The organism is Phytopseudomonas seleniipraecipitans (assembly GCF_900102335.1).
GTDB classification, from domain to species: domain Bacteria; phylum Pseudomonadota; class Gammaproteobacteria; order Pseudomonadales; family Pseudomonadaceae; genus Aquipseudomonas; species Aquipseudomonas seleniipraecipitans.
Map to the genome: position 1 here is coordinate 609,635 of NZ_FNBM01000001.1, position 15,388 is coordinate 625,022.

13 protein-coding genes are annotated in these 15,388 nt (G+C 63.7%); 5 read left to right on the plus strand and 8 right to left on the minus strand.

Going from position 1 to position 15,388, the window contains the following annotated elements; all coding sequences use genetic code 11:
- Window positions 1–178: 178 nt before the first annotated feature.
- Both BLS60_RS02800 and BLS60_RS02805 read right to left on the minus strand, forming a co-directional pair.
- Window positions 179–649, minus strand: a complete 471-nt coding sequence (locus BLS60_RS02800) for a MaoC family dehydratase (protein ID WP_092364368.1) — start codon at window positions 647–649, stop codon at window positions 179–181.
- Window positions 646–1,620, minus strand: a complete 975-nt coding sequence (locus BLS60_RS02805) for an alpha/beta hydrolase (RefSeq protein ID WP_092364371.1) — start codon at window positions 1,618–1,620, stop codon at window positions 646–648. Before BLS60_RS02805 ends, BLS60_RS02800 begins: the two co-directional genes overlap by 4 nt.
- A 148-nt stretch (window positions 1,621–1,768) precedes the next feature.
- Between BLS60_RS02805 and fadD2 the strand changes: the two genes are divergently transcribed.
- Window positions 1,769–3,457: a long-chain-fatty-acid--CoA ligase FadD2 gene (gene fadD2, locus BLS60_RS02810; RefSeq protein ID WP_092364374.1), complete on the plus strand. Its 1,689-nt coding sequence runs from the start codon at window positions 1,769–1,771 to the stop codon at window positions 3,455–3,457.
- A 426-nt stretch (window positions 3,458–3,883) separates the two neighbouring features.
- The gene (gene fadD1 / locus BLS60_RS02815) at window positions 3,884–5,572 is read left to right on the plus strand and encodes a long-chain-fatty-acid--CoA ligase FadD1 (RefSeq protein WP_092364377.1); all 1,689 of its coding nucleotides are present in this window, start codon (window positions 3,884–3,886) and stop codon (window positions 5,570–5,572) included.
- Between the two features lie 573 nt (window positions 5,573–6,145).
- Here the strand turns inward: fadD1 and uvsE are convergent.
- Window positions 6,146–7,174, minus strand: a complete 1,029-nt coding sequence (gene uvsE / locus BLS60_RS02820) for a UV DNA damage repair endonuclease UvsE (protein ID WP_092364380.1) — start codon at window positions 7,172–7,174, stop codon at window positions 6,146–6,148.
- Window positions 7,175–7,344: 170 nt separating this feature from the next.
- Entirely contained in the window at window positions 7,345–8,097 is a 753-nt protein-coding gene (locus tag BLS60_RS02825; protein WP_092365301.1) for an AraC family transcriptional regulator, read from the minus strand.
- A 159-nt stretch (window positions 8,098–8,256) separates the two neighbouring features.
- Here BLS60_RS02825 and BLS60_RS02830 point away from each other — a divergent pair, with 159 nt between their 5' ends.
- On the plus strand, window positions 8,257–9,477 hold the full coding sequence (locus BLS60_RS02830) for an MFS transporter (protein ID WP_092364383.1): 1,221 nt from the start codon (window positions 8,257–8,259) through the stop codon (window positions 9,475–9,477).
- Between the two features lie 18 nt (window positions 9,478–9,495).
- On the opposite strand, the gene phnE is transcribed toward BLS60_RS02830, so the two are convergent.
- From phnE to BLS60_RS02850, 4 genes are read right to left on the minus strand one after another with little or no spacing between them, the layout of a single operon-like run.
- On the minus strand, window positions 9,496–10,263 hold the full coding sequence (gene phnE, locus BLS60_RS02835; protein WP_092364385.1) for a phosphonate ABC transporter, permease protein PhnE: 768 nt from the start codon (window positions 10,261–10,263) through the stop codon (window positions 9,496–9,498).
- Window positions 10,260–11,087 (minus strand): PhnE/PtxC family ABC transporter permease, encoded by an 828-nt coding sequence (locus BLS60_RS02840; RefSeq protein ID WP_092364387.1) that lies wholly within the window; start codon window positions 11,085–11,087, stop codon window positions 10,260–10,262. The genes phnE and BLS60_RS02840 overlap by 4 nt, the downstream gene beginning before the upstream one ends.
- Entirely contained in the window at window positions 11,081–11,878 is a 798-nt protein-coding gene (locus BLS60_RS02845) for a phosphonate ABC transporter ATP-binding protein (protein WP_092364389.1), read from the minus strand. Before BLS60_RS02845 ends, BLS60_RS02840 begins: the two co-directional genes overlap by 7 nt.
- Entirely contained in the window at window positions 11,875–12,726 is an 852-nt protein-coding gene (locus BLS60_RS02850; RefSeq protein ID WP_092364392.1) for a putative selenate ABC transporter substrate-binding protein, read from the minus strand. Before BLS60_RS02850 ends, BLS60_RS02845 begins: the two co-directional genes overlap by 4 nt.
- A 233-nt stretch (window positions 12,727–12,959) precedes the next feature.
- Between BLS60_RS02850 and selD the strand changes: the two genes are divergently transcribed.
- Both selD and mnmH read left to right on the plus strand, forming a co-directional pair.
- The gene (gene selD, locus BLS60_RS02855) at window positions 12,960–13,994 is read left to right on the plus strand and encodes a selenide, water dikinase SelD (protein WP_092364395.1); all 1,035 of its coding nucleotides are present in this window, start codon (window positions 12,960–12,962) and stop codon (window positions 13,992–13,994) included.
- Window positions 13,994–15,085, plus strand: a complete 1,092-nt coding sequence (gene mnmH, locus BLS60_RS02860; RefSeq protein ID WP_092364398.1) for a tRNA 2-selenouridine(34) synthase MnmH — start codon at window positions 13,994–13,996, stop codon at window positions 15,083–15,085. Before selD ends, mnmH begins: the two co-directional genes overlap by 1 nt.
- The last annotated feature ends 303 nt before the right edge of the window (window positions 15,086–15,388 follow it).

Sequence of the window (15,388 nt, forward strand, 5' to 3'; positions counted from 1 at the left end):
GGGTTTCACCTACGCGGCCCGACCCATCCTACGGACTATCTATGGCCTCAGTGGCCTTTTGTAGGGTGGACGACGCTTCATCCGTCCACCGTTTCGCACTTGTAATGCTGGACAAAAAAGCGTTGTCCACCCTACGTCCAGCTAGAGATCGTGAACAGGTTCTAAGGCTGCAAAAAAATCAGCCGATGCTGATGGGCGGCAGGGTCGCGAGCTCGACAGTAAAGGCTTTACGTGGCGCGATGATTTCAGCTTCGCCGTCGACCACCAGTTCTTCGTTCTGGTTGAACACGCGGGTGGCAATCAGTACGCGGAATTTCGGACGCTTCTCGAGAATCTCCAGACGCACGGTGAGGGTGTCGCCGAGCTTGACCGGCTTCTGGAACGTCATCTGCTGGCTGACGTAGATGGTGCCAGGGCCGGGCAGGGTGCAGGCGACAGCGGCGCTGATCAGCGCGCCACTGAACATGCCGTGCGCGATGCGCTCCTTGAACATGGTGGTGGCTGCGTATTCGGCATCCAGGTGCACCGGGTTGTGGTCCCCGGAGACGGCGGCGAACAGCAGGATGTCGCGTTCTTCCACTGTCTTGCTGAAGGTGGCGGTCTGGCCGACTTCGAGTTCTTCGTAAGGGGTGTTGCTGCTTTGCGTCATGGCGTGGATTCCTGAGGAAGTGATGGTCGATGGCGGGGCTGCTCCAGTGCCTGTTCCAGCCAGTCGATCAGGTCGCGGGTAACCTCGTCACGGTTCAGTTCGTTGAGCAGTTCGTGACGGGCCTGGGAATAGTGTTTGAGGGTGGTGCGGGCATGCCCCGAACGAGTCAGTGCGTCGGCCAGTTGCTGCGGGCGCTGGCCCTTGCTCACCGGGTCACGCTCGCCCGCAATGATCAGCAGCGGCAGTTGCGGGTCGATCTGCTTCAGGTCGGCGATGCGGCCGATGCGCTGCAGGCCGCCGAGCAGGTCGAGCCATAGCTGGTTGCTGCAGCGAAAGCCACACAGCGGGTCGGCGATATAACGGTCGACCTCGCCGGTATCGCGGCTCAGCCAGTCGAACGTGGTACGCGCCGGTTCGAACGGTTTGTTGAAGGCGCCGAACGACAACCAGTCGATCAGTGCGCTGCGCCCGGTCGGGCCCTGTCGCCAGCGCTCGAAGCGGGCGACCAGCGCGGCGGCCTTATAAACATGTACCGGCTGATGGCTGGTGCCCGAGAGGATCGCCCCCTGCACGCTGCTGCTGTGGTGCATCAGGTAGGCGGTGGCGATGTAGCTGCCCATGCTGTGGCCCAGCAGGAATATTGGCGTCTGCGGGTACTGCTGGCGGATGTGGTGATTGAGCGTGGAGAGGTCGCCGACCACGCGCGCCCAGCCATCTTGGTCGGCGTAATGCCCGAGGCTGCCATGCTGCGCCGTGTGCCCGTGGCCACGTTGGTCATGGGCGTAGACATCGAATCCGGCCGCTACCAGCGCCTCGGCAAAACGCGCGTAACGGCCGCTGTGCTCGGCCATGCCGTGCGCCACCATCAACACCCCGCGCGCGGGCACGCCGAGCACGCCTTCGGCACGCCAGTGATTGACGTACAGGGGTACGCTATCGCTGCTGTCGAGCCAGAAGGTGCGGTGCTGCATGGCAATTCCTTGAGCCTGCGGGTGCCGCGCATTGTAGACCGCGCAGGGGCTGAAATTCACGGTATTGATTGTCGGTTTGCGAGCGGGTGCCTTGCTGCTAAGTTCGCTGAAGCTTATCCACGCTATTCAGGGAATGAGGACAACAACAATGCAACCTGATTTCTGGAACGACAAGCGCGCCGCCGGTGTGCCCAACGACATCGACATGAGCGCCTACCAGTCGGTGGTCGAAGTATTCGAGCGCTCCTGCAAGACGTTCGCCGACCGGCCCGCCTTCAGCAACCTGGGCAGAACCCTGAGCTACCGGGAGCTGGACGAACTGTCCGCCGCATTCGCTGCCTACCTGCAACAGCACACCGATCTCCAGCCCGGCGACCGTATTGCTGTGCAGATGCCCAATGTGCTGCAGTACCCCATCGCCGTGTTCGGCGCGATGCGCGCCGGGCTGATCGTGGTCAACACCAACCCGCTGTATACCGCCCGCGAAATGCGCCACCAGTTCAAGGACGCCGGCGTGCGCGCACTGGTGTACCTGAACATGTTCGGCAAGCTGGTGCAGGAGGTGCTGCCCGACAGTCCGATCGAGTACCTGATCGAGGCGCGCATGGGCGACATGCTGCCGAGCCTCAAGGGCTGGCTGATCAACACCGTGGTAAAGAAGGTCAAGAAGATGGTGCCTGACTACCACCTGCCCCAGGCACTGTCCTTCAAGCAGGTGCTGCGCGACGGTGCCCGCCAGGCGGCACGACCGGTTGCAGCCACCCGGGACGATATCGCCGTGCTGCAGTACACCGGCGGCACCACCGGTGTAGCCAAGGGCACCATGCTGACCCACGGCAACCTGATCGCCAACATGCTGCAGGCCGATGCCTGCATGTCACAGCACGGCCCCGACGGCACGTCGCTGATGAAGCGCGGGCAGGAGGTGATGATCGCGCCGCTGCCGCTGTATCACATCTATGCCTTCACGGTTAACTGCATGTGCATGATGGTCAACGGCAATCACAACGTGTTAATTACCAATCCGCGCGACATTCCCGGCTTCATCAGGGAGCTGGGCAAGTGGGAATTCTCCGCGCTGCTCGGGCTCAACACGCTGTTCGTGGCGCTGATGGACAACCCGGGCTTCAAGAACCTCGATTTCAGCCACCTCAAGGTCACCAATTCCGGCGGTACCGCACTGGTCAAGGCCACCGCCGAACGCTGGCAGAGCCTGACCGGCTGCACGGTGGTGGAGGGCTACGGCCTCACCGAAACCTCGCCGATCGCCAGTGCCAACCCCTACGGTGATCGCGCCCGGCTGGGCACCGTAGGTATTCCAGTGCCGGGCACGGCATTCAAGGTCATCGACGACGACGGCAACGAACTGCCGCTCGGCGAGCGCGGCGAGTTATGCATCAAGGGCCCGCAGGTGATGAAGGGGTACTGGCAGCGCGAGGAGGCCACCGCGGAGGTGCTGGACGCCGAGGGCTGGTTCAAGTCCGGCGACATTGCAGTGATCGACGAAGACGGCTTCGTGCGCATCGTCGACCGCAAGAAAGACATGATCATCGTCTCCGGCTTCAACGTGTACCCCAACGAGATCGAAGACGTGGTGATGGCCCATGCCAAGGTCGCGAGTTGCGCGGCCATCGGCGTGCCGGACGACAAGTCCGGCGAGGCGGTCAAACTGTTCGTGGTCAAACGCGACAGCAGCCTGACCGCCGAGGAGCTGAAGGCCTATTGCAAGGACAACTTCACTGGCTACAAGGTGCCGAAGCACATCGTCTTCCGCGATTCGCTGCCCATGACCCCCGTGGGCAAGATCCTGCGCCGCGAGCTGCGCGATCAAGCGTAACGGCAGGTGCAAGGCGCAGCGACAGCCGCAAATAGCGCCTGTCGCTGCGTTGTCGATGTCCATGATCTCTGCAGGCGCCTGACCAGGCTGCTGCGGCAGACGTTGTCCCGGCCTCTTTTCCGCCACTCCCTCCCGATTGCCAAATCACTCGCGGCATAAAAGGTCGCAGGCGTCTATCATGGGCGTTGCCTGCTGTTTCACGGTGCCTGCCGCACATCGCGCGGACAGCAAAAAACTGGTTATGACTATTTTTATGGTTGCGGTCACTTTCGATACCGGTGGGCCTTTTCGAGCCCTGGTCGGTATCTGGCAACTCTGCTACTCTCGGCCCCGCTTTGCGCCTCACAGGGGCGAAAGGGCAGGCATACATACAACAAACAACCGCATACGCGGTGAAGACAAGCAGTTGCTTAGGAGTGGGTGTCCATGACCGAAAACTTCTGGACGGACAAGTATCCCGAGGGGATCGCGGCCGAGATCGATCCCGACCAGTACCCCAACGTTCAGGCGGTGCTGAAGCTGTCCTGCCAGCGGTTTGCCGACAAGCCCGCGTTCACCAACCTGGGCAAGACCATTACCTACGGCCAGCTGTACGAGCAGTCCGGGCACTTTGCTGCGTACCTGCAGCAACACACTGACCTGCAGCCCGGCGATCGCATTGCCGTGCAACTGCCCAACGTCCTGCAATACCCGGTGGTGGTATTCGGCGCGCTGCGCGCCGGCCTGGTGGTGGTCAACACCAACCCGCTGTACACCGCGCGGGAGATGGAGCACCAGTTCAACGATTCCGGCGCTAAGGCGCTGATCTGCCTGGCCAACATGGCTCACCTGGCCGAGCAGGTGGTGCCCAAGACCGGCGTGACCACGGTGATCGTCACCGAAGTCGGCGACATGCTGCCGCCGCTCAAGCGCCTGCTGGTCAATGCCGTAGTCAAATATGTGAAGAAGATGGTGCCGGCCTACAACCTGCCGTCTGCCATCAAGCTGACCGATGCCCTCAGCCAGGGCCGCGGTAAGCCGGTGAGTGAGGCCAATCCGGCCGCTCATGAGGTCGCCGTGCTGCAATACACCGGCGGCACCACCGGCGTGGCCAAGGGCGCGATGCTGACCCACCGCAACCTGATCGCCAACATGCTGCAATGCCGCGAGTTGATGGGCTCCAACCTCAACGAAGGCAACGAGATTCTCGTCGCGCCGTTGCCGCTGTACCACATCTACGCCTTCACCTTTCACTGCATGGCGATGATGCACTGCGGCAATCACAACCTGCTGATCACCAACCCGCGTGATCTGCCGACCATGGTCAAGGATCTCTCCAAGTTCCAGTTCAGTGGTTTCGTTGGCCTCAACACGCTGTTCGTGGCGCTGAGCAACAACGAGGGTTTCCAGAAGCTCGACTTCTCCAAACTGAAGGTCACCCTGTCCGGCGGCATGGCGCTGCAGCAGGCGGCTGCCGAACGTTGGAAGCAGGTGACCGGCTGCGCCATCTGCGAGGGCTACGGCCTGACGGAAACCAGCCCGGTGGCCTCGGTCAACCCGATCACCAATATCCAACTGGGCACCATCGGCATTCCCGCGCCGTCCACGCTGTTCAAGGTGATCGACGACCAGGGCAACGATCTGGCACTGGGCGAAACCGGCGAGCTGTGCATCAAGGGCCCGCAGGTGATGAAGGGCTACTGGCAGCGCCAGGACGCCACCGATGAAGTGATCGACGCCAATGGCTGGTTCAAGACCGGCGACATCGGCATCATCCAGCCCGACGGTTACATTCGCATCGTCGACCGCAAGAAGGACATGATTCTGGTGTCCGGCTTCAACGTCTACCCGAATGAGCTGGAAGAAGTGCTGGTGACTCTGCCGGGTGTGCTGCAGTGCGCCGCCATCGGCGTGCCGGACGAGCGCTCCGGTGAGTCAATCAAGGTGTTCGTGGTGGTCAAACCGGGCATGACCCTGACCAAGGAGCAGGTCCTGCAGCACATGCACGACAACCTCACCGGCTACAAACGACCCAAGCAGGTCGAGTTCCGCGAGAGCCTGCCCACCACCAACGTCGGTAAGATCCTGCGCCGCGAGCTGCGTGACGAAGAGCTGAAGAAGCTCGGCAAGAAGTAAGCTTTCGCGCCGTAGCAAAAGGCCCTGCACTGCAGGGCCTTTTGCATTGTGGGACGGGCAGTTTCGATTTCGTAGCCTGGTGTTGAGCGAAGCGATACCCAGGGCATTTTCCCAGGTGTCGCTGCGCTCGACCCAGGCTACGAGCTGCATCGCCAGGTGCTGCATTGGAGTAGGTGTGTCCCGGTCTTGGCGTTGCCTGCGCGATTCGCCGCGGGGGGCGGCTCCTACAGGTTGTGGTGCTACCCACAGGCTTATCGTCATCGCCGTAGCCCGGCGTTGAGCGCAGCGATACCCAGGTTTATTTCTCGGCTGTCGCTGCGCTCGACCCAGGCTCCGAACTGCATCGCCAGGTGCTGCATTGGAGTAGGTGTATCCCAGTCTCGGCGTTGCTTGCGCGATTCGCCGCGGGGGCGCGGCTCCTACAGGTTGTGGCGCTACCCACAGGCTATTGGTCATCCTCGTAGCCTGGCGTTGAGCGAAGCGATACCCAGGTTGATTTCCCGGCTGTCGCTGCGCTCGGCCCAGGCTACGAACTGCATCGCCAGGCACCAAGAGCGGTTTGGCTGCGATCCGCTAGCGGTCGGGTTGCAGGTAGCGTGCGTAGAATTCCAGGGTCGCGACGTTCTTGTCCTTGGCCTCGAACATGATGTCGAAGCGATCCAGGAACTGCAGCACGTACTGGTTCGTCCAGTCGTTCCACATGCGTGCGCTGTGGCCATACAGCTCGCGTTTGGGTACCACCTTCAGCACCTCGGGCATTTCCAGTTTACGCTCGGCGCTGAGCCCCAGTTCTTGCAGGCGTTCCTGCGGCTGTGACAGGTGCATGGTCGGCCGCACCCCGCGCCAGCTGTCGATGATGCGGGCCACGCGCTCGGCCTGCGGATCGATGTAGCCGTTCTCGTGAATCCAGCAGTGGTGCACGTCGAGCACCACAGGCGCCAGGTCGGCGAGTGCCAGGCAGTCATCGACGCCGTAGGTCTTCTCGTCGTTCTCGAAGGTGATGCACTGGCGCGCCTCATGGGAAAGCCGCGGCCACACCGCGCGAATGCCGTCACCGCCAAGCTTGCCGGCGATGTGCAGGTTGCATTTGAAGTCTTGGAACTGCCGGCCGTAGCCCATCATGCGGATCATGTCGGCGTGGTATTCGAACTCGGCGACGCTGTTTTCGACCACCTCCGGCCGGTCCGAACCCAGCACGCAGTACTGACCAGGGTGCATCGACAGGCGAATGTCCGCTGCGCGCGCTGCTTCGCCAATCGCAGCAAAGCCTTCACCCAGGCGCAGCTGGATCGCCGGGTCCTGATAGAAGGCTGCCACCTTGGGATGGCTGTAAAACGGCAGCAGGTCGCTGCTCAGGCGCAGCATGCGCAGTTCCGGTGGCAGGGTAGCCACATAGGCGAGCAGCCGCAGTTGGGCCTGTAGGTTGTGCTCGACGATTTCGACCAGTTTGGCATGCGCGACCGGCTGCGCGACGCTGTCCATCCAGCGAAGCGTGGTGGTGCGTGGGTTCAGCGCCGCCTCGATGGTTTTCAGCTCACCCGCGCTCAGGCTGCGGTCTGGGTGGCGGTAGAGGCAGGCGAAGCCTATCCGGGGTGACGACATGGAGAACCTCGAATCGATGGATTGCTTACTCAGACAGGCCGCTGGGCGGCTTACTCAGTGTTTGGATGATGCACTGACACGCTGGTCGTTGGCGGGCGTGCAAGACGCCAGCTTGCCAGGGGCGTCAGGTGGAGGCGAGGGGCGAGCTTGAGCCCGGTTGCCAGCCGAGTTCACCTGAAGAATTGGCTAGGCGTCGTGCCGAACTGTTTCTTGAACATGGCGCTGAACGCGCTGGGGCTGTCGTAGCCCAATTCGCCGGCCACGTCGATGATCTTCTCGCCCACGGCGATGCGCTCCAGGGCCAGCAGCAAGCGTGCCTGCTGGCGCCACTGGCCAAAGGTCATACCGGTTTCGCGGCGAAACAGGCGCTGGATGGTCTTGGCATCCATGTTCAGGCGGCTGCTCCATTCCGCCAGCGTCGAGCCGTCTCGCGGGTCGCGTCGCAAGGCATCGCAAATTGTCTGCAGGCGCGCCTCGGTAGGTTGCGCAAGGTTCAGCGGCAGCGTTGGCAGCACTTGCAGTTCATCAAGGATCAGGCGCATCACTCGGGCGTCGCGTGAGTCGGTGGCATACGGATGGCGAACATCGACGGAGGCCTTGATCAGCTCGCTCAACAGGGATGAAATGCTCACCGCTTTGGTCTCCAGCGGCAGATTCAATTGCGCGTCGGGCCGTACGAACACGCTGCGCATTTTCACTGCGCCCACGCAGCGAATGGAGTGGACTTGCCCCTGAGGCATCCAGATGCCTCGGCTGGGCGGCGCGGTCCACTGGCTCGACGCGGAGTACACCACCATCACGCCCTCGATGGCATAGATCAGCTGATGCTTGGCGTGAGCATGCGCCTCGATGAAACAGCCTTCGGGGTAGTCGGTAGCGCTGCTACTGACGGACCAATCTCTGGCATCGATATCAAGCAGCATTTCATTCAGTAACTTGATGTTATTGCCCTTTTTACGATAGTCGATGTCTGATCCGCGCGAGACAGGCGGGTTGGCGGCGCCTAGGATAAGCCGCACCACGCAACCTGTCAGCGGCGTCGCTGCGTCGCTTCTTGTTTTCCTGCCCTGGAAGCTCCACTCATGTCATCCAGCACCACCGCTCCTTCCCTGTCGGCCTCCGCCACCGTGGCCAGCCAGGCCAGCCCGTTGGTCATGCGCGTGATTGGCGCCTGCGCCCTGGCTCACCTGATCAATGATCTGATCCAGGCCGTGCTGCCGGCGATCTACCCGCTGCTCAAGGCCAATTACGGGCTGACCTTCACCCAGATCGGGCTGATCACGCTGACCTTCCAGCTCACTGCCTCGTTGCTGCAACCCTGGGTCGGCTTCCATACGGATCGGCATCCCAAACCCTGGCTGCTGCCGGCCGGCATGTTGTGCACCCTGGTGGGCATTCTGATGCTTGCCTTCGTCGGCAGCTTTGCGCCGATCCTCGTGGCCTCGGCGCTGGTGGGGATCGGTTCGTCGACCTTTCACCCGGAGACGTCGCGCATTGCACGCTTGGCCTCGGGCGGGCGGTACGGGTTGGCACAATCGACGTTTCAGGTCGGTGGCAATGCCGGCAGCGCGTTCGGGCCGCTGCTGGCAGCGGCCATCGTGATTCCCTACGGCCAGGGACAGGTCGCCTGGTTCGGTCTGTTCGCGGCCTTTGCGATTGTCGTCGGGTATGGGCTCAGCCGCTGGTACCGCAACCACCTCAACCTGTTCCGCCTCAAGCAGGGTGGGGCCGCCACCCATGGGCTGTCGAAGCGGCGCGTGACATTCGCCCTGGTGGTGCTGGCGCTGCTGGTGTTCTCCAAGTACTTCTACATGTCCGGCTTCACCAGCTACTTCACCTTTTACCTGATCGAGAAGTTCGATCTGTCGGTGGCGAGCTCGCAACTCTATCTGTTCATGTTCCTCGGCGCCGTGGCGGCCGGTACGTTCTTCGGCGGGCCGATTGGCGACCGGATCGGCCGCAAGGCGGTGATCTGGTTTTCGATCCTTGGCGTGGCGCCATTCACCCTGGCGCTGCCCTATGTCGACCTGTTCTGGACCGGCGTGCTGAGCATGATCATCGGCTTCATCCTCGCGTCGGCATTCTCGGCCATCGTGGTGTTCGCTCAGGAACTGGTCCCAGGCAATGTCGGCATGATTGCCGGCGTGTTCTTCGGGCTGATGTTCGGTTTTGGCGGCATTGGTGCGGCGCTATTGGGGCATCTGGCCGACATTCACGGAATCGAGTACGTGTACAAACTGTGCTCGTACTTGCCGCTGCTCGGGGTGCTGACCATCCTGCTGCCGTCTACCCGCACGCGCTAGCCATGCGGGGTGCGGCGGTCAGTGGCGTACCCAGCGTTGCCGGGTCCAGCCGCTGAACGCATCCACGGCCAGCACCAATAGCAGCATGCAGAGAATCACCGTGCTGGCCTGGGCCTCCTGGAACAGGCTGAGGCTGACGTAAAGCATCTGGCCCAGGCCGCCGGCCCCGACGAAGCCCAATATCGCGGCCATGCGGATATTGTTTTCCCAGCGGTACAACGTATAGGCAAGCAACTGCGGCCAGAGGTTGGGCAGGGTGCCGTAACAGAACGCCATCCACGCGCTGCCACCTTGCAGGCGAATGGCTGCGGCGGGTTCTGACGGTGTGTTCTCCAGCGCCTCGGCGAACAGTCGACCGAGCACGCCGGCAGTGTGCAGCGCCAGCGCCAGCGTGCCGGCATTGGGTCCCAGGCCCGCGGCCAGCACCATCAGCACCGCCCATACCAGCTCAGGAATCGCGCGTAGCACGTTGAGCAGCAGGCGCGTGATGCCCTGCAGGGGCCAGCCAAGTCGTCCCGCGGCAGGCAGCGCGAGGAACAGCCCCAGCACGGCGGCGAGCAGGGTGCCTAGCGCCGACATGGCCAGGGTTTCCAGCGCCCCATGGCCAATCGCCCGCAGGTGCGCAGCGCTGAGGTCCGGGCTCATGAAGCGCTGCGCGTAGCTGAGCATCTGCTCCAGGCTGTCGCCGCTGGCAAGGCCGAGCAGGTCGATGCCGAGGTAGACGAACGAGCCGCCCACCGCCAGCAGAATGGCCAGTACCAGCACGGTGTTACCCAGGCGCCTCATGTGAACCTGCCGCGCAGCAGCCGGCTCAACTGGTCAGCCAGCAACACCAGAACCAGAAAGATCAGCAGCATGCTGGCCACTTCTGCGCCTGCGAACATGCGCATCGACAGGTCGATCTGCTGGCCCAGCCCTCCCGCGCCAACGAAGCCCATCACCACCGAGGCGCGTATCGCACATTCCCAGCGGTACACCGTGTAGGACGTCAGTTCGGAGGCGGCATTGGGCAGGATGCCGTAGGCGAACGCCGCCAGGCGCCCGCTACCACTCTGTAACAGGGCGTGCGCGGGGCGTTGATCGACCGATTCGAAAATCTCCGCATAGACCTTGCCGAGCATGCCGGCATAAGTGATGGCGATGGCTAGCACGCCGGCGGTTGGGCCGAGGCCCACGGCACGCACGAACAGCAGCGCCCAGACGATTTCCGGCACGCTGCGCAGAAAGATCAGCACACCGCGTACCGGCCAGCGCAGGTATTGGCCTGGCAGGCTAGGCCGCCCGTGGCGCGCTGCCGCCGACAACGACAACGCACGGCTGGCCAGCAGGCTCGCCGGCACGGCCAGCAACAAGGCCAGCGCCATGCCCGCAGTGGCGATGGCCAGGGTCTGCAGGGTTGCGTCCAGCAGCAGTGCAAGGAATTCCGCGTCCCGCGCTGGGGGCCAGAAGTCCTTGAGAAAACTGCCCATCGACTGGGCGCTGTCCGGCTGCACCAGCACCCCAAGATCCAGCTCCGCGAGTTGGATGCCCGGCCACAACAGGACGATCGCCAACAGGGCGAGGAGCATGCGTGGGCCGGCCGCGGGGTCGCGGGTATCGGCTCTCAGCATCGTGTCGCCCAGGTCGTGGCAGCGGACGCGCCAGGGCTCGCGGCGCTGAGCTGATCGTTTTCGTACAACGCATCGAGCCGCTGGCGGTCGACATCGCTGGCGGGCAGGTCGAACACGATCTGCCCGTCACGCAGGCCGATCACTCGTGGGAAATGTGCAAGTGCCAGTTCCACCGTGTGCAGGCTGGCGACCAGCGTGACCTGGCTGGCCTGCGCGTGGCGGCACAGCAGCGACAGCGTATGGTCGGCCAGGCGTGGGTCCATGGCCGACACGGGCTCATCCGCAAGAAGCAGTTCCGGCGCCTGATACAGCGCACGCGCGATGCCGACCCGTTGCAGCTGGCCGCCCGATAGCTCGCCGCAGCGGGCGAACAGCTTGTCGGCCAGATCGAGCTTCGCCAGCTCGGCGCGCGCGCCGGGAATATCCAGCGGGTGCAGTAGGTTGAGCAGGCTCTTGCCCAGGCTCCACTGGCCGAGTTTACCGGCCAGCACGGCGGTGACCACCCGTTGCCGCGAGGGCAGCGGTGGCGCCTGGTGGATCAGCCCGATACGCGCACGCAGGCCTTGCCGTTGGCGGCTCGACAGCTGCCAGGGGCGCTTGCCGAGCACCTCGACGTCACCCGTACTGGGCGCCAGCGCGGTAGCCAGCAGGTTGAGCAGGCTCGACTTGCCCGCGCCGGACGGACCGATGATCGCCACCCGTTCGCCGCGCGCAATGTTCAGCTGCAAACCATCAAGTGCCTGAACGCCGTTGCCGTGCCGCAGGCCAATGCCGGACAGGCGCAGGGTCATTTCAGCAGGTCGGCAGCGCGGGCAGCCTCTTCGATGCCGGTGTAGTTCTCAGGCTTGGTAGCGATGAAGCGGCTGGCGGCCTGCAGGTCGAGAATCGCCTTGTGCTCCGGGTTGGCCGGGTCGAGCGCCAGGAATGCCTGCTTGATCTTCTCGGCCAGGGCCGGGTCGAGGCTGCCGCGCACGGTCCAGTTGTAGTCGAAGTAGGTCGGCGTGGTGGCGAATACCTTGACCTTGTTCGTGTCGACCTTGCCGCTGTTGACCAGCTTGTCCCACACGCTGGCGTTGAGCACGCCGGCATCCACCTTGCCGGCCTGGACCCAGGCAGCAGTGGCGTCGTGAGCGCCCGAGTAGGCCACGCGGCTGAAATAGGCCTCCGGCTTGATGCCGTCCTTGAGCATGAAGTAGCGCGGCATCAGGCTGCCCGAGGTGGATGACACCGAACCGAAGGCAAAGGTCTTGCCCTTCAGGTCGGCCAGGGATTTTACGCTTGGGTCCGAGGTGATGAATTTGCTGGTGAATTCGGCATCCTGCTCGCGCTGTACCAGCGGAATGGCGTTGCCAGTCTTCAGGTGCACCTGCACGAAGGTGAAGCCGCCCAGCCAGGCCATGTCGAGTCGGTCGGTGGCCAGCGCTTCGACCACCGCCGGGTAATCCGCCACCGGGACGAACTCGACTTTCATGCCCAGCTGCTGCTCCAGGTACGCGCCCAGCGGCTTGAACTTGCGCAGCAATTCGGTCGGTGCTTCGTCGGGAATGGCCGACACGCGCAGGGTGTCAGCGGCGTGCGCGGTGAGAGCGGACAAGGACAGGGCGAGGCCGGTGACCAGCGACAGGGTGCGCTTGAGCATGGAGTTCTCCGGTTCAATAGCGGAAAAAACGGCTGGAAGGCGCTCATCGGTGCGCGTTCCAGAAGTGGGTAAAGAGCGCGGCGATTATAGGAGGCGCCGCGAGAAAGGCCAGCTTTGCCGGAGTTTGTAGTCGTTTCATGGAGCGCAGCGGGGGCGCGGACGCGCGGCCGTGAATCAAATGGCCGCAGCCCCTATAATCCCAGGCCTGTTTCCCAGCTGTCGAGAACGTTGCCATGAGTGAGCCGATCCGCCTGACCCAGTACAGCCACGGTGCTGGTTGCGGCTGCAAGATTTCCCCCAAGGTGCTGGAGGTGATCCTCGCCGGCAGCGGCGCGCAGAACCTCGACCCCAAGCTCTGGGTCGGCAACGCCTCGCGTGATGACGCCGCGGTGTATGCGCTCGACGACGAGCGCGGCGTGGTATCGACCACCGACTTTTTCATGCCCATCGTCGACGACCCGTTCGACTTCGGCCGTATCGCCGCCACCAACGCGATCAGCGACATCTACGCGATGGGCGGCGATCCGTTGATGGCCATCGCCATCCTGGGCTGGCCGGTCAACCTGCTGCCGCCAGAAGTCGCCCGCGAAGTGATCCGCGGCGGCCGTGCGGTGTGCGATGCCGCCGGTATCCCGCTGGCTGGCGGGCATTCCATCGACGCGCCGGAGCCGATCTTCGGCCTGGCGGTGACCGGCGTGGTGAACAAGCGGCACATGAAGCGCAACGACACCGCCCAGGTTGGCGACACCCTGTACCTGACCAAACCGCTAGGCATCGGCATCCTCACCACGGCCGAGAAGAAGGCCAAGCTGCGCGCCGAAGACATCGGCCTGGCACGCGACTGGATGTGCACCCTGAACAAGCCGGGCAGCCGCTTCGGCAAGCTCGAAGGCGTCAACGCGATGACCGACGTGACCGGCTTCGGCCTGCTCGGCCACCTGGTGGAGATGGCTGACGGCTCCGGGCTCAGCGCGCGCGTGGATTATGCCGCGGTGCCGCGCCTGCCGGGCGTCGAGCATTACCTGGCCGAGGGTTGTGTGCCGGGTGGCACGCTGCGCAATTTCGACAGCTATGGCGAGCGCATCGAGGCGCTCAGCGACGAGCAGCGCGACCTGTTGTGTGACCCGCAGACCAGCGGCGGTCTGTTGATCGCCGTCAGCGAGCAGGGCGAGGCCGAGTTTCTCGCGGTCGCCGCCGAGCTGGGCCTGGAGCTGGCGCCCATCGGCGTGCTGGTTGAGCGACAGCGTCACGCCGTCGAGGTGTTCTGATGCGCGACGACGCCCGCGATTACCGCGATCTGTTTTTGCGCGATGTGCCGATGATGGATACCCGCGCCCCGGTGGAGTTCGTCAAAGGTGCTTTTCCCGGTGTGCTCAACCTGCCGCTGATGACCGACCTGGAACGCCAGAAGGTCGGCACCTGCTACAAGCAGCACGGCCAGGAGGCGGCCATCAAACTGGGCCATCAACTGGTCGGCGGGCAGACCAAGGCCGAGCGGGTCGCGGCCTGGGCCGCGTTCGCCCGCGCCAACCCCGACGGCTATCTGTACTGCTTTCGTGGCGGCCTGCGCTCGCAGATCGTCCAGCAGTGGCTCAAGGAAGCCGGCATCGATTACCCACGCGTGGTCGGTGGCTACAAGGCGATGCGCACCTTCCTGCTGGACACCCTCGATGAAGCGCTGGCGCAGTGCCGGTTCGTGGTCGTCGGCGGCATGACCGGCACCGGCAAGACCGACGTGCTGGCGCAACTGCCCAATGCGCTGGATCTGGAAGGCCATGCCAATCACCGCGGCTCCAGCTTCGGCAAACGCGCCACCGGCCAACCGGCGCAGATCGATTTCGAGAACGCCCTGGCCATCGACATCCTCAGAAAGCGCGCGGCAGGCATCGAGCAGTTCGTGGTGGAAGACGAAGGCCGCATCGTCGGCAGTTGCAATGTGCCGCTGGCGCTGTACCAGGGCATGCAGGGTTATCCGCTGGTGTGGCTGGAGGACCGTTTTGACAACCGCGTCGAGCGCATTCTGCGTGATTACGTGGTCGACCTGTGCGCTGAATTCATCGCCGTGCATGGCGAGGAGCAGGGCTTCGTGCTGTTCGCCGAACGCCTGCTGCAGAGCCTCGACAACATCCACAAACGCCTCGGCGGCGAGCGGCACCAGCGACTGCTGGCGATCATGCAGGCGGCCCTGGACGAGCAGCAGCGCAGCGGCGCGGTCGAGCTGCACCGCGGCTGGATAGAAGGCCTGCTGCGCGAGTACTACGACCCGATGTACGCCTACCAGCGCGACAGCAAGGCCGAGCGCATCGAGTTTGCTGGCGACGAAGCAGCCGTGGTCGCCTACCTGCGCGAGGTGAACTGACGGCCTTAGCCATATAGGGCGTACGCGAAGCAGTACGCCGCGTGCCGGTAGGGCGGACTGTTCGCTGGCGCTCCTGAGTCCGCCCTACGTGGAGTACTGGCCTGACGAGCACGGACGTAGGGCGTACTCGCGAAGCAGTACGCCGTGTGGCGGTATGGCGGACTGTTCGCTGGCGCTGCTGAGTCCGCCCTACGTGGGGAGTACTGGTCTGACGAGCACAGACGTAGGGCGTACTCGCGAAGCAGTACGCCGTGTGCCGGTAAGGCGGACTGTTCGCTGGCGCTCCTGAGTCCGCCCTACTTG

Coding starts and splice junctions, on each gene's coding strand:
- BLS60_RS02800 (WP_092364368.1), bottom strand. CDS start 649: ATGACGCAAAGCAGCAACACCCCTTACGAAGAACTCGAAGTCGGCCAG.
- BLS60_RS02805 (WP_092364371.1), bottom strand. CDS start 1,620: ATGCAGCACCGCACCTTCTGGCTCGACAGCAGCGATAGCGTACCCCTG.
- fadD2 (WP_092364374.1), top strand. CDS start 1,769: ATGCAACCTGATTTCTGGAACGACAAGCGCGCCGCCGGTGTGCCCAAC.
- fadD1 (WP_092364377.1), top strand. CDS start 3,884: ATGACCGAAAACTTCTGGACGGACAAGTATCCCGAGGGGATCGCGGCC.
- uvsE (WP_092364380.1), bottom strand. CDS start 7,174: ATGTCGTCACCCCGGATAGGCTTCGCCTGCCTCTACCGCCACCCAGAC.
- BLS60_RS02825 (WP_092365301.1), bottom strand. CDS start 8,097: ATGCTGCTTGATATCGATGCCAGAGATTGGTCCGTCAGTAGCAGCGCT.
- BLS60_RS02830 (WP_092364383.1), top strand. CDS start 8,257: ATGTCATCCAGCACCACCGCTCCTTCCCTGTCGGCCTCCGCCACCGTG.
- phnE (WP_092364385.1), bottom strand. CDS start 10,263: ATGAGGCGCCTGGGTAACACCGTGCTGGTACTGGCCATTCTGCTGGCG.
- BLS60_RS02840 (WP_092364387.1), bottom strand. CDS start 11,087: ATGCTGAGAGCCGATACCCGCGACCCCGCGGCCGGCCCACGCATGCTC.
- BLS60_RS02845 (WP_092364389.1), bottom strand. CDS start 11,878: ATGACCCTGCGCCTGTCCGGCATTGGCCTGCGGCACGGCAACGGCGTT.
- BLS60_RS02850 (WP_092364392.1), bottom strand. CDS start 12,726: ATGCTCAAGCGCACCCTGTCGCTGGTCACCGGCCTCGCCCTGTCCTTG.
- selD (WP_092364395.1), top strand. CDS start 12,960: ATGAGTGAGCCGATCCGCCTGACCCAGTACAGCCACGGTGCTGGTTGC.
- mnmH (WP_092364398.1), top strand. CDS start 13,994: ATGCGCGACGACGCCCGCGATTACCGCGATCTGTTTTTGCGCGATGTG.